Consider the following 14,035-nt stretch of genomic DNA (forward strand, 5'->3'; position numbering starts at 1 on the left):
GTAAAAACATCTTCATTTTCAACTAATTCCTATTCCATAATTTAAGAGTTTTCATCAGTAACATAAACTGAAACACCTCTAGTATTAATATCGATATCAAACTTTTTATGTAATGGTGGGAAAGCTCTTTGAGAACAATCTAATCTATCGCAAGTTCTACATGAAACACCAATAGGAATTTCTGTTGATTTGTCATTGATATTAACATTTTCAGTATAGACAAAGTCTTTTGCGTATTTAGCTTCACACCCAAGACCAATAGATAATATACTTTTTGCTTGACCAAATCTTCCTATCCCCTTTTCAACCGTTCTAGCAATACAAACATATTTTTCACCATTAGTCATTTTACTAACTGCTGCTTGTATAACACCAGGTCTAGTTAATGCTGAATAAACATTCCATCTTGGACACGCACCACCATATCTTGGTATTTCTATACCTGATAATGAAAATCTTTTTGAAATATTACCTGCCATATCCACTCTTAAAAAATGAAAAGGTATACCTGGAAGTTTTGGATCTTGAAGACAGGTAACTCTATGAGCAACTTGTTCAAAAGAAGTTGCAAAAGTATTTTGCAATAATTCTAAATCATATTTAAGTTTTTTACACTCAGTATGAAAAAGTTTGTATGGCATTAATATTGCAGCCGCACAATAATTCAATAAAGCTACCTTGGTTAATTTTTTTGATTCTTCAGAGGGAAAACTAAACTCAACTAAATATTTGTCTATTTCTTTACTGGCTCCTTCTTGCGCAATTTGTGCAGCAGCATGAAGTTTTTTTGTTTCTAAAGAACTATAGTCACTTAATAAAAGTTCTTTTTTATTTTTATTATATATCTTTGAAAATGGTTTATTTTCATCAGGTATTACATCTTTGACTTTTATTGAATATTCTGAATTTAAATATTCACAAAGCGCAATATATCTTGTTCTATTATTTTTTTGAATTTTTTCAAAAACTTTATTTGCAAAATCTTCAAGTTTAGGAAAGTAATTTTTATGTTGTTGCAAAAAATCTGAGATAACTTCTCCTGGAAAAGAATTTTTTCTATTATCAACTATCTTCCCTGAAATTTTTTCAATTTTATGTATTAGTTCATGATCTTTTTTTTTTAAAATATCCCCAAGTCTTACAATAGCTTTTCCAATTTTGGGATTAGTACTAACTAAATCTTTAACTTCAGGTCCTAGTATATCCAAATCTTCAAACAAACTATCATCTAGAATTTCTGAAATAGTATTTTGAAGATTGATATCTGTTTTTGACGTTAGGTGTGATAGTTCTATATTAAGTTTTTCGCAGACTTTTAGTAAAAGGTCGCCATCAATTTTTCTTTTTCCGCTCTCAATTAAATTTAAATAACTTGGAGAAATGCTCAATTCCTCAGCTAATTTGTTAGCTTGAAGACCTAGCTGCCTTCTAAAAGCTTTGATTTTAGGGCCTATTTTTAAATCTAATTGACTCATATTTTCTATTTGTAAATTTTGTAAATTTATTTTTACAATTATTTTCTTTGATTTACAAGCCTTTTTACGTTTTTTGTAGATTTTGTAAACTGTGTAAATTATAAAATTTACATGAACAAAAAATTAAATAACACTGAAAATGAAGCTCAAATCATCAAAAAAGAGGATTTAGATCAGCACAACAGTAGAGGTATCTATATGAGAGATGATCATTGTGATTGGGGTTCAAGTGGAATGAGTGATCTTATTAAATCTTTAGACGATAACAGTTAAATTAAGTCTTTAAGAAATAATAACAACTCCATTCTATTCAATTCAATTTCAAACAATTAACATCATAGGATAAATAATAATGAGTGCAGAAAATATCTCATACGACTTAAAAAGATTTGCTGGTATTAAACGAGACTACACTGAAGATGATGTTGAGAGATTAAGAGGTTCAATTAAAATTGAATACTCAATGTGCAAAATGCAATCACAAAAATTATGGAAGTTATTAAATACAGAATCTTATGTTAATACATTAGGATCATTATCTGGTAATCATGCAGTGCAGCATGCTAAAGCAGGTTTAAAAGCAATTTATTTAAGTGGATGGCAAGTAGCAGCAGATGCAAATAGTGCAGGAGAAATGTATCCTGATCAATCTCTATATCCATATGATAGTGCTCCGAAATTAGTTGACTCAATGAATAATGCATTAGTTAGAGCAGATCAAATTCAACATATGGAACTCAAAGATGGTGATATGAAAGATGAAAATAAAGTTGATTATATGTTGCCAATTATTGCTGATGGAGAAGCGGGTTTTGGTGGACCTTTAAATGTATTTGAACTAGCAAAAAAATTTATTAAAGCAGGTGCTGCAGGAGTACATTTTGAAGATCAGTTAGCTAGTGAAAAAAAATGTGGTCACATGGGTGGTAAAGTTTTAGTTCCAACTGGAACTATGATTAAAAATTTAAAAGCTGCAAGATTAGCTGCTGACATAGCTAATGTTCCTCTTATTATTTTAGCTAGAACTGATGCAAATGCTGCAAAATTAATTACAAACGACCATGATGAAAATGATAAGCCTTTTTTAACAGGTGAGAGATCTCCTGAAGGTTTCTTTTATGTTAAACAAGGAATTGATCAGGCTATTTCTAGAGGTCTCGCTTATGCTCCATATTCTGACTTGATATGGTGTGAAACTGCTACACCAAATATAAAAGAAGCTAAAAAATTTGCTGATGCAATTCATGAAAAATTTCCTGGAAAATTATTGGCATACAATTGTTCTCCATCATTTAATTGGAAAAAACATTTAAGTGATGATGAGATTGCTTCATTTCAAAAAGAAATTTCTGAAATGGGATATAAGTTTCAATTTATTACTCTAGCTGGTTTTCATACGCAAAATATTGCAATTTTTGAACTAGCAGAAAAATATAAAAAAGAAGGTATGACGGCTTACTCTAGAATTCAACAACAAGAGTTTTCAAGAGAAAAAGATGGCTATACTAGTGTTAAACACCAAAGAGAAGTTGGAACTTCATACTTTGACTCGGTATCTAATACAATTAGTAGCGGTAAAAGTTCTACTACCGCAATGTCAGGCTCAACAGAGTCTGAACAATTTTAAATAAAAATTGATTCCCTCAAATTTTTTTAGTAGCCCTTAACAGGGCTATTTTTTATTTGTAAATAATTATTGAGATTGTTTTGGAAAAAAAACGAGCAATAAAACTATGATTTTGGAAAACAAATCAGAAAATCACCAATAGTTAAGCTTTTATATTATAACCTTTTTTTAACAAAACAGAAACTACTCCAATGCAGATGAATAAAAATATCACCATTGAGCTAATGCTAATCCAAATGTTAAAATCTGAGACGCCATAAAAAGCAAATCTTAAACCATTGATTAAATAAACTACTGGATTGAAGTAAGTTATTGTTTGCCAAAATGGTGGCAGCATATCTAATGAATATAAACTTCCTCCCAAAAATACCATTGGTGTAATAATTAATGTTGGAATGATAGACATTTGTTCAAAATTAGAACTCATTAAACCTATCAAAAACCCAAATAATGCAAATGTAAAAGCAACAAGCATTAATAAAAAAACTACTAAAAGTGGGTATTTTACATCAACTTCAACAAAAAAATTTGCAGTAATAAAAATTACCACCCCAACAATTAATGTTTTAGTGGCTCCCGCCCCCACAAATGCAAGAACTATTTCTAAAGTTGAAATTGGTGCTGCTAAAATTTCATAAATAGTTCCATTAAATTTAGGAAAAAATATCCCAAATGAAGTATTGGTAATTGATTGAGTTAACAATGTTAACATTAATAAACCAGGTACTATGTATGATCCATAACTAATACCATCTATTTTTTCAACATAACCACCGATAACTGATCCAAATACAATGAAATATAAAGAGGTGGACAAAACTGGTGAAAGTAATGATTGCATCAAAGTTCTTTTAAACCTATCCATTTCATGAAGATAAATTGCTTTAAATGCAAAGTAATTAAATTTCATTATTTTCCTTAACTAAACTAACAAATATTTTTTCCAAAGTGCTTTGTTCTGTTTTTAAATCTTTTAATTTTAATCCTGCATCTTTAATGTCTTGTAATAAATTAGTAATTCCAGTTTGTTCTGCTTGAACATTGTATGTATAATCAATTGACATTTTGGTATTACCTAAAACTAATTTGTATTTATCTAAACTATCTGGAATTTTAGAAATTTTGTCTTGAAGCTCTACAGTTAGTTTTTTATGTCCCATTTTTTTTAATAGTTCTTTTGTTTCTTCTACAAGTATAATTTCGCCTTGATTTATAACACCTACTCTATCTGCGATCGCTTCGGCTTCTTCTATATAGTGAGTAGTTAAAATAATTGTTACACCTGTTTTTCTTAAATCTTCAACAATTTTCCACATATCCTGTCTTAACTCAACGTCTACTCCTGCAGTAGGCTCATCTAAAAATAAAATTGTGGGTTCGTGAGATAGAGCTTTAGCAATCAAAACTCTACGCTTCATTCCCCCAGATAACTGTCTTAATCTTTGATCTTTTTTATCCCAAAGACTAAGTTGTTTTAAAATTTTTTCTATATGTTGAGGATTGGGTTTTTTTCCATACAGTCCTCTTGAATATGAAACATTGTTAAAAACTGTTTCAAACTGTTCTAATGTTAGTTCTTGAGGAACTAAACCAATTCTAGATCTTGTTTCTCTATAATCATCTATAATATCAAATCCATCAACAGTGACTATTCCTGAAGATGGTTTTACAATGCCACAAATTATACTAATTAAAGTTGTTTTGCCTGCACCGTTTGGTCCAAGCATAGCAAAAATCTCTCCTTTTTTTATATTCAGATTTACACTTTTAAGAGCGGTAAATCCATTAACATAAACCTTTGAAAGATCATTGATGATTATTTGGCTGTCAGACATGTGAATGGATAGATATATAGATATTATTTATCTAAATACAATAATTTATATAAGTGGTATGTGTTTAGAGACCACAAATAATGGTCTCTTAACCTAATTTTTTACAATTAATATTTTTTAATTTTAAGAATTATAGCTGGAAGAAAAGTTGCTATTACAAAAGACAAAAATAATAAAGATTGCAACACAAATGGTGTAAACAATTCTTTAGAAACTAATGTTCCCACAAGCAAACTTTTTGAAAAATCTGGGAATGGAAATAATAAAAAGCCACCAATCAATCCTACAATGATTGAAATATAGGCAGTTTTTTCATTAATATCTTTGTTATAAAAACTATAAAATACTGTGTAAACAAATGCACAACAAAATAAATCAGCTAACAAAAATAAATACAAAATATCAAAACCTTTTGAAGCTATAAAAAATACAATCAAAGATATGATAATAATAAAATATTTTGATAATTTTAAATAATCTGTTTTTTTATCAAAATTAAATGTTGCTTTTCCATCAACAACAAAAAGGCTTGAAATTCCATTAACTAAAGTGTCAACTGTTGAAATTGTTAATGCTAATCCAAGTACAATTATCAATAAAGACAATGTTTCGGATTGTTCTTTTAATAATAATGTAAAAAAACCTAAATCTGGTCTTTGACTAGAGTCTATTGAAAAAGACACCATGCCAGTAAAACCCATAAAGAAAACTATTGGAATTATTATAAAAAAAGAAACCCATAAACTCTTTTTCAGAGTTTTGTAGTCTTTTGCCGCATAAACTCTTTGCCAATTTCCCTGGTGAAACAAATTAGTTGCAGCTACTGCTATAAAAAAAGTCAAACCAGCAGTGTAACTTGGAATATAAGAACCACTTAATAATTGAGGATTTTTTTGTTTTACATATTCAATTGAAAACTCACTTCCAGCATAGGTCAATATATATGAAACAGAAACTAGTAAAAGAATACTAATTACAATCATTTGAATATTATCAGTAAAAATTGAAGCTCTTAAGCCACCATATAACGTATATGTTAACGTTGCTAATAACACAATTAATGCTGTAATCCATAGTTCAGTTCCAGATATATAATTGATTAAAACTGCAACCGCTGTAACTTCAGCACACAAAAATATAAACATATAAAATATAGTCATAAGTAAAATTAGTTTAAATAAACTTTTGCCAAATTTTTTTCTCATAAATTCAATTAATGATGATCCTTTTGGAAACTCACTTCTAATTTTTTTTCCTAAATAAATTAAAAAAATCATTGGAAAAGCTGTTCCTAATGCATATCCAATTACAGCTCCTATTCCACCCCATGTGGCTGCTGCAGCTGGACCAAATAAAATCCAAGCTCCTAATGCTGATGCAACCAAACTTGTAGTAAGTGAAAAAAAACCAATATTTCTATTAGCAGTCAGGTAATTGCTTGTACCCTTAAATTTTTTTGAATGATAAAGACCTAATGATGTAAATATTAAGCTTATAATTATTACTAACGCTAACGATGTTGATTGACTTATAAAGTGTGTTTTATCCATTGTTCTCCCTTTCTGAATTACCGGACAGGTTCTTAGGGTTTAATCTCAGTCTGTTAAGACACCCCTTTAGAGAATTATTATTATATTTAAATAGCAATTGATAGTTTTATTTAGAGAAGATGTTTCTCAATTAAATAGTAAAATGTGTAAATAATTAAAGAACAACAAATAATAATAAAAACTTTTTCTTGATTGCTCATTATTGCTGGCTTTTATGATTCATTATTTCTATCATACACTGAGTGGCATATGCTCTCCATTCAGAAGAGCTTTTCGTTTTAAGATTATTTAAATGATCTCTGTTACTTTTTATATCATCTTGATGTTTTAATTTGTCAGCACCATTAAGATTTTTTTCCATACTTGATAAATTTGTCTCCATGGCTTTTATCCATTCCTTACCTAATTCTACACATTTTTGATCATCTTTTTCATCACAAATTTGTTTAAAAAAATTGAATATAACATCATCAGTTTTAATAGCAGTGTTCATTATTTATTACATACACCAATAGAGTTTGGGCCACAAGTTTCGCCATTGGTCCATGTTGCTCCAATCAAATTAGCTCCATCAAAATTAGCATTAGTAATATTAGATGATGTAAGATTTGCTTCCATTAAATTAGCATTTTGAAAATTTGCCTCAATTAAAGTAGATCCCATAAAATCAACTCTTGTCAAATTAGAACTAGTAAAATTAGTCTTTTCAAAATTTGCTCCTATTGAAACTGTCTCATAAAGATTGGCTCTTACAAATGTAGAGTCAGGAAAAGTACCGAATGATAAATTAGAATTCATCATTATACTCTTATCAAAATTTACTTGTATAAAACTAGCAAATGATAGATTTGAATTAGGAAGATAACTTCCCTGAAGATCTTGAGACTCTGAAAACCTACAATTTGAATAATCAACACCATCAGTTAAAGGATCATCACATCCTGCATAACTATTTGTAAAAAAAAATAAACTTATGATTATGAAAAGCATTTTTTTCATAAATAATGTTAACAAATTCTAATAAATTAGACAAATAATAGAAAGTAAATGTGTCTATTTATTACGTTAAATTGTGAATTTGTTCTTCAGCATCTTTTATTGACTTTTCATAATCAAGTGCCATTTGATCAGCACTTACTACATCAACTTTTTCAATACCAAAAAAATTTAATATAAATTTCAGCCAAGGAGTTAAAAAATCTTCACTGCTATTTAGTTTAGTTCCACCAGATGTAATCACTAAATAAGCTCTCTTATTTCTTAATAAACCTTCTCTCCTACCATTGGGTTTGAATCTAAAAGTTTCACCTATTCTAGCAGCTAAATCTGCCCAAGCCTTAAGTGTTGCTGGTGGTCCATAATTATAAATAGGAGCAGATATAATGATAATATCACTTTCTTTAAGTTCACTTACTAATTTATCAGATAGCTCAAACATTTTTTTATGTTCCTCAGTTTGATCTTTTTCTTCAATTTTCATTCCAGACTCTGTTAAGCCACTCACGAAAAGCATTTCATCATCTAAGTCTCTGTAAATTACCTCGTCACCTGGTTTTTTTATTTTATCTAATAATTTTTTTGCTAATGCACGAGAAGTAGAGCCTTCTTTTCTAGCACTTGAGTCTATTTGATAAATTTTCATTAATTACTTTTAACCGAAATTTTGCATAAATGGAAAAATTTTAATTAAATAAAAACCAATTGTCTGTAATTGGTTTGTTAAAATTAAAACACCTGTGATCAAAAGAGTAAATCCACCTATTTTTGAAATTAAATTTATATTTTTTTTAAAATTTTTTGAAAAAACTAAAAATTTTTGTATTAAATAACCTGCTAATGTAAAAGGTATCGCTAAACCCAAAGAATAAAAAACAAGCAACATAATTGCTTTAGATAAAGTTTCTTCAATAGATGCTAAAGCTAAAATGGAACCTAAAATTGGACCTATACATGGTGTCCAACCAAATCCAAAAGCTAACCCAATTACATATGGAAATAAAATATTTTGTGATTTTTTTGCTTCAATTCTTTTTTCAAAATTTAAATAACTAATGTTAATAAGACCAATTAATTGAAGTGAAAAAACTATTATTACAACTCCTGCAATCACTCTTAAAGTTTCGGAATTCTGTAATAAGGTTTGACCTAAGTATGATGCAGATGCACCCAAAATTATAAAAACAGTAGAAAATCCAAAACAGAATAAAATAATCGGTAAAATATTTATTTTTTCTAATTTTAAGATGTCTTGCAATGATTGTCCGGAAATAAAAGAAACATAACCTGGTATCAGTGGCAATACGCAAGGAGATAAAAAACTTATAAGGCCTGCACCAAAAGCAATTAATAATTCAATCATTAGCCTGTATTTTTCATTGCAGCAGAGATACCAGCAATAGATGTTAATAATGCATCATTTAAATATTTTTTATTCAAATTATTTTTATTGGTTTTTATTTTTTTAATTACAATAGGTTGAATTATATTTAGCACTTCTGCGTAAATATTTCTAATCAAAACAGATGTCCTAAATTGTTTTCTTGCTTTAATAATTTCTTTTGGTGTTATTTCTTTATTTAGTTTTTTTATAACTTCAAATTGAAATCTTAATCTTTTTCCAACTCTTTTCAATTTTTCATCCGCAAGAAATTCTTCATAAATTTTTGAAATATCTGTATCAACTTTTGAAATTACCATATCCAAAATATCAAGCATTGAATTGAAAAAAGGCCAATTTCTCTCCATATCATATAATATTTTTCTAAAATCTTTTATATTTGCGTATCTTAACGCTTCAGCACTTCCAAGCCATGCAGGTAACATTAATCTAATTTGTGTCCATGCAAAAATCCAAGGTATAGCTCTTAGACTTTTAATATTATCAACATTTTTTCTTTTTGACGGTCTGGATCCTATTGAAAGTTTACCCAATGAAACATGTGGGGTTACTGTTTTAAAATATTTAATAAAATCAGAGTTTTGGTTAATATTTTTTCTGTAAGAACTTTTTGAAATCTCTGACATTTTTTCAATTAATGTTCTCCAGGATTTTTTTGGTTGAGGTGGTGGATTTAATGATGCTTCAGATACAGCTCCAATATAACTACATAAATTATATTTCGCTAATGGCTCATAACCATATTTTTGTTGGATAACTTCACCTTGGTCAGTAATTCTTATTTTTCCATTAACTGAATTTGGAGGTAAAGATCTTAATGTTGCTTGGATAGGTCCTCCCCCTCTGCCTGCAGAACCACCTCTACCATGAAAAAAGACAACCTCTATTTTGTGTTTTTTTGCTAATTTAACAATTTCTTCTTGCGCTTTATATTGATGCCAACTGGCACAAATTTTTCCAGCATCTTTACTAGAGTCGGAATAACCAATCATTACTTCTTGTTTATTTTGAATTAAATTTCTGTACCATTTATATGAAAATAAATTTCCCATAATAGATTTTGCATTAATTAAGTCATCCAATGTTTCAAATAAAGGTACAACTCTAAGTTTGTTTTTAATTTTTGCCTCTTTTTGCAGAAAAGATACTGACAATATATCTGACGCTGAAGATGTCATTGAAATTACATAAGCACCAAGACATTCAGATGGTTCTTGAGATATCACATTAAATGTTTCCCAAACTTCTTTATTTTCTTTATTTTTAAATTGAAATTTATTAATGATATTTTTTTTTGAATTTAATCTTGATTTTAAAAAATTAATTTTTTCATTTTCCTCTAATTTTAAATAGTCTTTATTGTATTTTTTTTTTACAAATTCACTAATTAATTGAGTATGTCTAGATGACTCTTGTCTTATATCTAGTTTTGCTAAATTAATTCCAAAACATTTAGTTCTTCTCATTAAATCTAGTAACTCGCCGCTAGCTAAGTTTTCGTTATTATTTTGTTCTAAAGATTGTCTTACTACTCTTAAGGGTTTTAATATTTCTTCTTTAGATTTAAGAAGATTTTTTTGATCTAAAGGTTTTTTGTTTACCAAATGTTGCTCTATCATTCTATGAGTTGCTCGCATTTTGTTTCTTAACGGTCTCAAAAATACTCTATATGGTTCAAATGATTTTCCAGTTTGTTTCAATATTTTTTTTGAACATTTTTCCATTGAATAAGAACTAATTATTTTAGTTAAAGATTTTTCATACAGTTTTGCAGCCTCCCATCTTGATAGTAAAATTACTTCTTTTGTAACTTTTGCTGTAACATTAGGGTTTCCATCTCTATCTCCACCCATCCAAGAGCCAAATTCAATCGGATTAAAATTTTTTGGCAAACTTTTGCCCATATTTTGAATAAATATAGAATTTAATCTTCTATAAACTTTTGGGATTGTGTCCCACAAACTATCTTCAATTATTGCCAAACCCCATCTAGCCTCATCAAATGGAGATGGTTTAAATCTTTTCAAGTCATCTGTGTTCCATATAATTGTAAACTCATCAAAAAGTTTTTTATCTAATATTTTTAATTTTGAAGGATAATCTTTTAAAAGATCTCTCTCTTCCAATATTTCTGTAATTTTATGATATTTTTGAATTAATGTTCTTCTCTTAACCTCTGTTGGGTGTGCGGTTAACACTACGCCAATATTGAGATTTTTAGCATGGTTATAAATTTTATTGTCAGAGATTTTCTTATTATTAAATAAATCCTCAAAAATTTCTTCTATAAATAGATTAGTTTTATTTATTTTTTTTTTATTATTTTCGTATTCATTTAAGCTTCTTGAAGCATCTATAGATTCTGCCAAATTTATAAGATTCATAAAATGTGTAAATGCTCTAGTTAGCTTAAATGTATTTTTTGGACTTATATTTTTTATAGTCCTAATTATCTTTCTAAAAGAATGCTTATTATTTAAATTAGTTTTATTGGCCTTTGAAAGTTTTCTTACTTTTTCTACCAACTCAAAAAATTTGTCACCTTCTTGATCTTTTAAAACTTTTCCAAGTATATTTCCCAGGTGTCGAATGTCTTCTCTTAGAAGCTTAGTGGGTATTCTCTCGTAATAAAGATCTCTTTTTTTCATACTTGTAAGTAAATTTTTTTTGTAAAATTCCTTTAGTATTAGTTTTTACACTAAATAAGCATCCAGAGTATTTAAATTTTTGCAAGTCAGATTTGTTTAAGCCTTTTGTGGCACTTGTCACAAAAAGTTGATTGTTTTTTTGCCCTCCAAAGGTACAATTTGTAATATTTTTGGCTGGCAAATTAATTGTATGTATTAATTTCGCCTTTGAGTTTAGTACTGATATTTTAGCGCCGTGAAAATGTGCCACCCATAAATTTTTGTTTTTATCTAAAGTCATGCCATCTGGTGAACCATCCAATACTTTAAATTTTTTAAATATTTTTTTATTTGTTATCTTGTTGTTTTTGTTAATCTTAATTTTATAGATTGTTTTTTTTGAACTATCTGTATGATAAAAATTTGATTGATCAATAAATGCTGGACCATTTGTAATTCTATAATTGCTATCAATTTTATTTATCATCAGTTTTTTATCTAATTTATAAAGTGAACCTTTTTCAATCTTTCTCTCAAGATTATCCATTGTACCAAACCAAAGATTTCCTGCAGGATCTGTTTTTCCATCATTAATCCTGTTTAATCTAAGATTTTTTTCAATATAAATCGATTTGATTATTTTTTTTGTTTTTATATTTTGTATTCTCAACTCGCCCTGTAGACCTAAAACAAAAATAAATCCTTTGACGTGTGCTAAAAAACCAATTTCTTTATTTACTGAAAATATTTTTTTTTTATTTTTTTTTATATCTAATGAAAAAAATTTCTTCTTTTTTATATCTACAAAATAAATTGAATTATGTTCTTTAACCCACAATGTACCTTCACCCAATTTACACTTTAATTTCCAAAGTATTTTAGGTTCAGAGGTAACAATTTTATTCATTAATAAAATTACAAAGAAATAATTTTAGAGTTTTGCTCACCTAAATTATCTATGGATAATCTCAATGTATCTCCAGCTTTTAAAAATAATTGTGGTTTTTTACCCATACCAACACCTGGAGGAGTTCCTGTAGTAATTATATCTCCAGCTTGTAATGACATAAACTTACTCACATATGCTACAATAATATCAACGTTAAAAATCATTGTATTAGTGTTTCCAGTCTGCATTCTCTCTCCATTTACATCTAAGGACATATTTAAATTATTTATGTCTTTTATATCTTCCTTTGTAACCAAATAAGGCCCAATAGGTCCATAGGTATCATGAGATTTTCCTTTTACCCATTGTCCCATCTTTTCAATTTGCCATTCTCTCTCACTTACATCATTTACTAAACAATAACCTAATATATGATCTTGTGCTTGATTTTGCTCAATATGTTTTGTTTCTTTTCCAATAATTATTCCTAATTCAACTTCCCAATCTAGTTTTTTAGAATTAGGTAAAATTTCTATATTATCATTTGGACCATTAATTGAACTAGTAGCTTTCATAAACATTATTGGTTCTGATGGAACTGGTAAATTAGACTCTGCCGCATGATCAGAAAAATTTAAACCAATTGCAACAAACTTACCTGGTTTTGTAATACACGACCCTACTCTGTCACTAGAAGAAAGTTCTGGTAATGACTTTAAGTCAATATTTCTTAATTCAGATATAGTTTTAAAGTTTAAAAAATCAGGATTTAAATCTTTTACATGAGAACTAATATCTCTAATTTTTCCATCTTTATCTAATATTGCTGGTTTCTCTTTTCCCTTTTGTCCTACTCTTAATAGTTTCATAATTATCCTGTGTTTAATTAAATTGAAATTCCACCATCAACTGAGATAGTAGTTCCTGTTGTAAATGTTGAATCATCACTAGCTAAATAAACTGCAACTGCTGCAATTTCTTCTGCTGTACCTAGTCTTCCCATTGGTTGTCTCGCTATAAAATCTTTTTTAGCTTGTACTGGATCTGGACTTTGATTAACTCTATCTTGCCAAGATGGTGAAAAAACTGTTCCTGGTGCTATAGAATTACATCTAATGTTTTGTTTAACATAATCTGCTGCAATTGATTTAGTTAATCCAATTACTGCTCCTTTTGTAGTTCCATAAACAAATCTATTAGGAAAACCTTTCAAGCTTGATGCACAAGAAGAAACATTAATAATACTCCCTGAGTTTTGTTTAATCATCATTGGTAATATTGCTTTGCACATAAAATACATAGATTTAACATTTACATCAAAAGAAAAATCCCAATCTTTTTCTTCACATTCTAAAATACTGCCGTGATGAACAAAACCAACAGCATTAAACAAAACATCAATTTTATCTAATGTTTTAACAAATTCTAAAATTTCATTGTTTTTTGTTGAGTCAAGTTTTTGTATTTTTATATTTGGATATTCTTTGTTTAGATCTTCTAAAGTTTTGTCATTAATATCAGTTGCAATAACATTAGCTCCTTCTTTGTGAAATGCTATAGCTGTTGCTTTACCAATTCCTTGTCCCGCAGCTGTAACTAAAATATTTTTATCTTTAAGTCTTTTTGTCATAGGT

Annotated in this window: 14 protein-coding genes; 2 read left to right on the forward strand and 12 right to left on the reverse strand. The window is 28.3% G+C overall.

Going from position 1 to position 14,035, the window contains the following annotated elements; all coding sequences use genetic code 11:
* Nucleotides 1-41: 41 nt before the first annotated feature.
* On the reverse strand, nucleotides 42-1,475 hold the full coding sequence (locus ACIJYB_RS04710) for a helix-turn-helix domain-containing protein (protein ID WP_435085073.1): 1,434 nt from the start codon (nucleotides 1,473-1,475) through the stop codon (nucleotides 42-44).
* A 111-nt stretch (nucleotides 1,476-1,586) separates the two neighbouring features.
* Between ACIJYB_RS04710 and ACIJYB_RS04715 the strand changes: the two genes are divergently transcribed.
* Together ACIJYB_RS04715 and aceA are read left to right on the forward strand one after the other, a co-directional pair.
* Nucleotides 1,587-1,748 carry a hypothetical protein gene (locus ACIJYB_RS04715; protein WP_435085075.1) on the forward strand — a complete coding sequence of 54 codons (162 nt, stop codon included), beginning with the start codon at nucleotides 1,587-1,589 and terminating at the stop codon, nucleotides 1,746-1,748.
* 79 nt (nucleotides 1,749-1,827) lie between these two features.
* Nucleotides 1,828-3,102, forward strand: coding sequence for an isocitrate lyase (gene aceA / locus ACIJYB_RS04720; RefSeq protein WP_435150178.1), 1,275 nt, complete (start codon nucleotides 1,828-1,830; stop codon nucleotides 3,100-3,102).
* A 142-nt stretch (nucleotides 3,103-3,244) separates the two neighbouring features.
* Here aceA and ACIJYB_RS04725 read toward each other — a convergent pair whose 3' ends face one another.
* The 11 genes from ACIJYB_RS04725 to ACIJYB_RS04775 form a co-directional block, all read right to left on the reverse strand.
* Entirely contained in the window at nucleotides 3,245-4,012 is a 768-nt protein-coding gene (locus ACIJYB_RS04725; RefSeq protein ID WP_435150180.1) for an ABC transporter permease, read from the reverse strand.
* Nucleotides 4,002-4,937, reverse strand: coding sequence for an ABC transporter ATP-binding protein (locus ACIJYB_RS04730; protein WP_435085081.1), 936 nt, complete (start codon nucleotides 4,935-4,937; stop codon nucleotides 4,002-4,004). Before ACIJYB_RS04730 ends, ACIJYB_RS04725 begins: the two co-directional genes overlap by 11 nt.
* 107 nt (nucleotides 4,938-5,044) lie before the next feature.
* Nucleotides 5,045-6,487 carry a sodium:solute symporter family transporter gene (locus tag ACIJYB_RS04735; RefSeq protein ID WP_435150182.1) on the reverse strand — a complete coding sequence of 481 codons (1,443 nt, stop codon included), beginning with the start codon at nucleotides 6,485-6,487 and terminating at the stop codon, nucleotides 5,045-5,047.
* A gap of 199 nt (nucleotides 6,488-6,686) precedes the next feature.
* Nucleotides 6,687-6,980, reverse strand: coding sequence for a hypothetical protein (locus tag ACIJYB_RS04740; RefSeq protein WP_435085085.1), 294 nt, complete (start codon nucleotides 6,978-6,980; stop codon nucleotides 6,687-6,689).
* Nucleotides 6,980-7,486, reverse strand: coding sequence for a pentapeptide repeat-containing protein (locus tag ACIJYB_RS04745; protein ID WP_435150185.1), 507 nt, complete (start codon nucleotides 7,484-7,486; stop codon nucleotides 6,980-6,982). Before ACIJYB_RS04745 ends, ACIJYB_RS04740 begins: the two co-directional genes overlap by 1 nt.
* Before the next feature lie 61 nt (nucleotides 7,487-7,547).
* Nucleotides 7,548-8,129 carry an FMN-dependent NADH-azoreductase gene (locus tag ACIJYB_RS04750; protein WP_435150187.1) on the reverse strand — a complete coding sequence of 194 codons (582 nt, stop codon included), beginning with the start codon at nucleotides 8,127-8,129 and terminating at the stop codon, nucleotides 7,548-7,550.
* Between the two features lie 9 nt (nucleotides 8,130-8,138).
* Nucleotides 8,139-8,846, reverse strand: coding sequence for a cytochrome c biogenesis CcdA family protein (locus ACIJYB_RS04755; protein WP_435150189.1), 708 nt, complete (start codon nucleotides 8,844-8,846; stop codon nucleotides 8,139-8,141).
* Nucleotides 8,846-11,533 (reverse strand): phosphoenolpyruvate carboxylase, encoded by a 2,688-nt coding sequence (ppc, locus tag ACIJYB_RS04760; RefSeq protein WP_435150191.1) that lies wholly within the window; start codon nucleotides 11,531-11,533, stop codon nucleotides 8,846-8,848. Before ppc ends, ACIJYB_RS04755 begins: the two co-directional genes overlap by 1 nt.
* Entirely contained in the window at nucleotides 11,493-12,419 is a 927-nt protein-coding gene (locus ACIJYB_RS04765) for an SMP-30/gluconolactonase/LRE family protein (RefSeq protein WP_435150193.1), read from the reverse strand. Before ACIJYB_RS04765 ends, ppc begins: the two co-directional genes overlap by 41 nt.
* An 8-nt stretch (nucleotides 12,420-12,427) precedes the next feature.
* Nucleotides 12,428-13,270: a fumarylacetoacetate hydrolase family protein gene (locus ACIJYB_RS04770; protein ID WP_435150195.1), complete on the reverse strand. Its 843-nt coding sequence runs from the start codon at nucleotides 13,268-13,270 to the stop codon at nucleotides 12,428-12,430.
* A 17-nt stretch (nucleotides 13,271-13,287) separates the two neighbouring features.
* On the reverse strand, nucleotides 13,288-14,031 hold the full coding sequence (locus ACIJYB_RS04775) for an SDR family oxidoreductase (RefSeq protein WP_435150196.1): 744 nt from the start codon (nucleotides 14,029-14,031) through the stop codon (nucleotides 13,288-13,290).
* Nucleotides 14,032-14,035 lie beyond the last annotated feature (4 nt).

The sequence above is a fragment of the Candidatus Pelagibacter bacterium nBUS_44 genome (assembly GCF_051200895.1).
In the GTDB taxonomy this organism is placed as follows: Bacteria; Pseudomonadota; Alphaproteobacteria; order Pelagibacterales; family Pelagibacteraceae; genus Pelagibacter.

What these genes read in the sequence shown, in the direction of transcription:
- ACIJYB_RS04710 (WP_435085073.1), bottom strand. Translation starts at nt 1,475, where the DNA reads ATGAGTCAATTAGATTTAAAAATAGGCCCTAAAATCAAAGCTTTTAGA.
- ACIJYB_RS04715 (WP_435085075.1), top strand. Translation starts at nt 1,587, where the DNA reads ATGAACAAAAAATTAAATAACACTGAAAATGAAGCTCAAATCATCAAA.
- aceA (WP_435150178.1), top strand. Translation starts at nt 1,828, where the DNA reads ATGAGTGCAGAAAATATCTCATACGACTTAAAAAGATTTGCTGGTATT.
- ACIJYB_RS04725 (WP_435150180.1), bottom strand. Translation starts at nt 4,012, where the DNA reads ATGAAATTTAATTACTTTGCATTTAAAGCAATTTATCTTCATGAAATG.
- ACIJYB_RS04730 (WP_435085081.1), bottom strand. Translation starts at nt 4,937, where the DNA reads ATGTCTGACAGCCAAATAATCATCAATGATCTTTCAAAGGTTTATGTT.
- ACIJYB_RS04735 (WP_435150182.1), bottom strand. Translation starts at nt 6,487, where the DNA reads ATGGATAAAACACACTTTATAAGTCAATCAACATCGTTAGCGTTAGTA.
- ACIJYB_RS04740 (WP_435085085.1), bottom strand. Translation starts at nt 6,980, where the DNA reads ATGAACACTGCTATTAAAACTGATGATGTTATATTCAATTTTTTTAAA.
- ACIJYB_RS04745 (WP_435150185.1), bottom strand. Translation starts at nt 7,486, where the DNA reads ATGAAAAAAATGCTTTTCATAATCATAAGTTTATTTTTTTTTACAAAT.
- ACIJYB_RS04750 (WP_435150187.1), bottom strand. Translation starts at nt 8,129, where the DNA reads ATGAAAATTTATCAAATAGACTCAAGTGCTAGAAAAGAAGGCTCTACT.
- ACIJYB_RS04755 (WP_435150189.1), bottom strand. Translation starts at nt 8,846, where the DNA reads ATGATTGAATTATTAATTGCTTTTGGTGCAGGCCTTATAAGTTTTTTA.
- ppc (WP_435150191.1), bottom strand. Translation starts at nt 11,533, where the DNA reads ATGAAAAAAAGAGATCTTTATTACGAGAGAATACCCACTAAGCTTCTA.
- ACIJYB_RS04765 (WP_435150193.1), bottom strand. Translation starts at nt 12,419, where the DNA reads ATGAATAAAATTGTTACCTCTGAACCTAAAATACTTTGGAAATTAAAG.
- ACIJYB_RS04770 (WP_435150195.1), bottom strand. Translation starts at nt 13,270, where the DNA reads ATGAAACTATTAAGAGTAGGACAAAAGGGAAAAGAGAAACCAGCAATA.
- ACIJYB_RS04775 (WP_435150196.1), bottom strand. Translation starts at nt 14,031, where the DNA reads ATGACAAAAAGACTTAAAGATAAAAATATTTTAGTTACAGCTGCGGGA.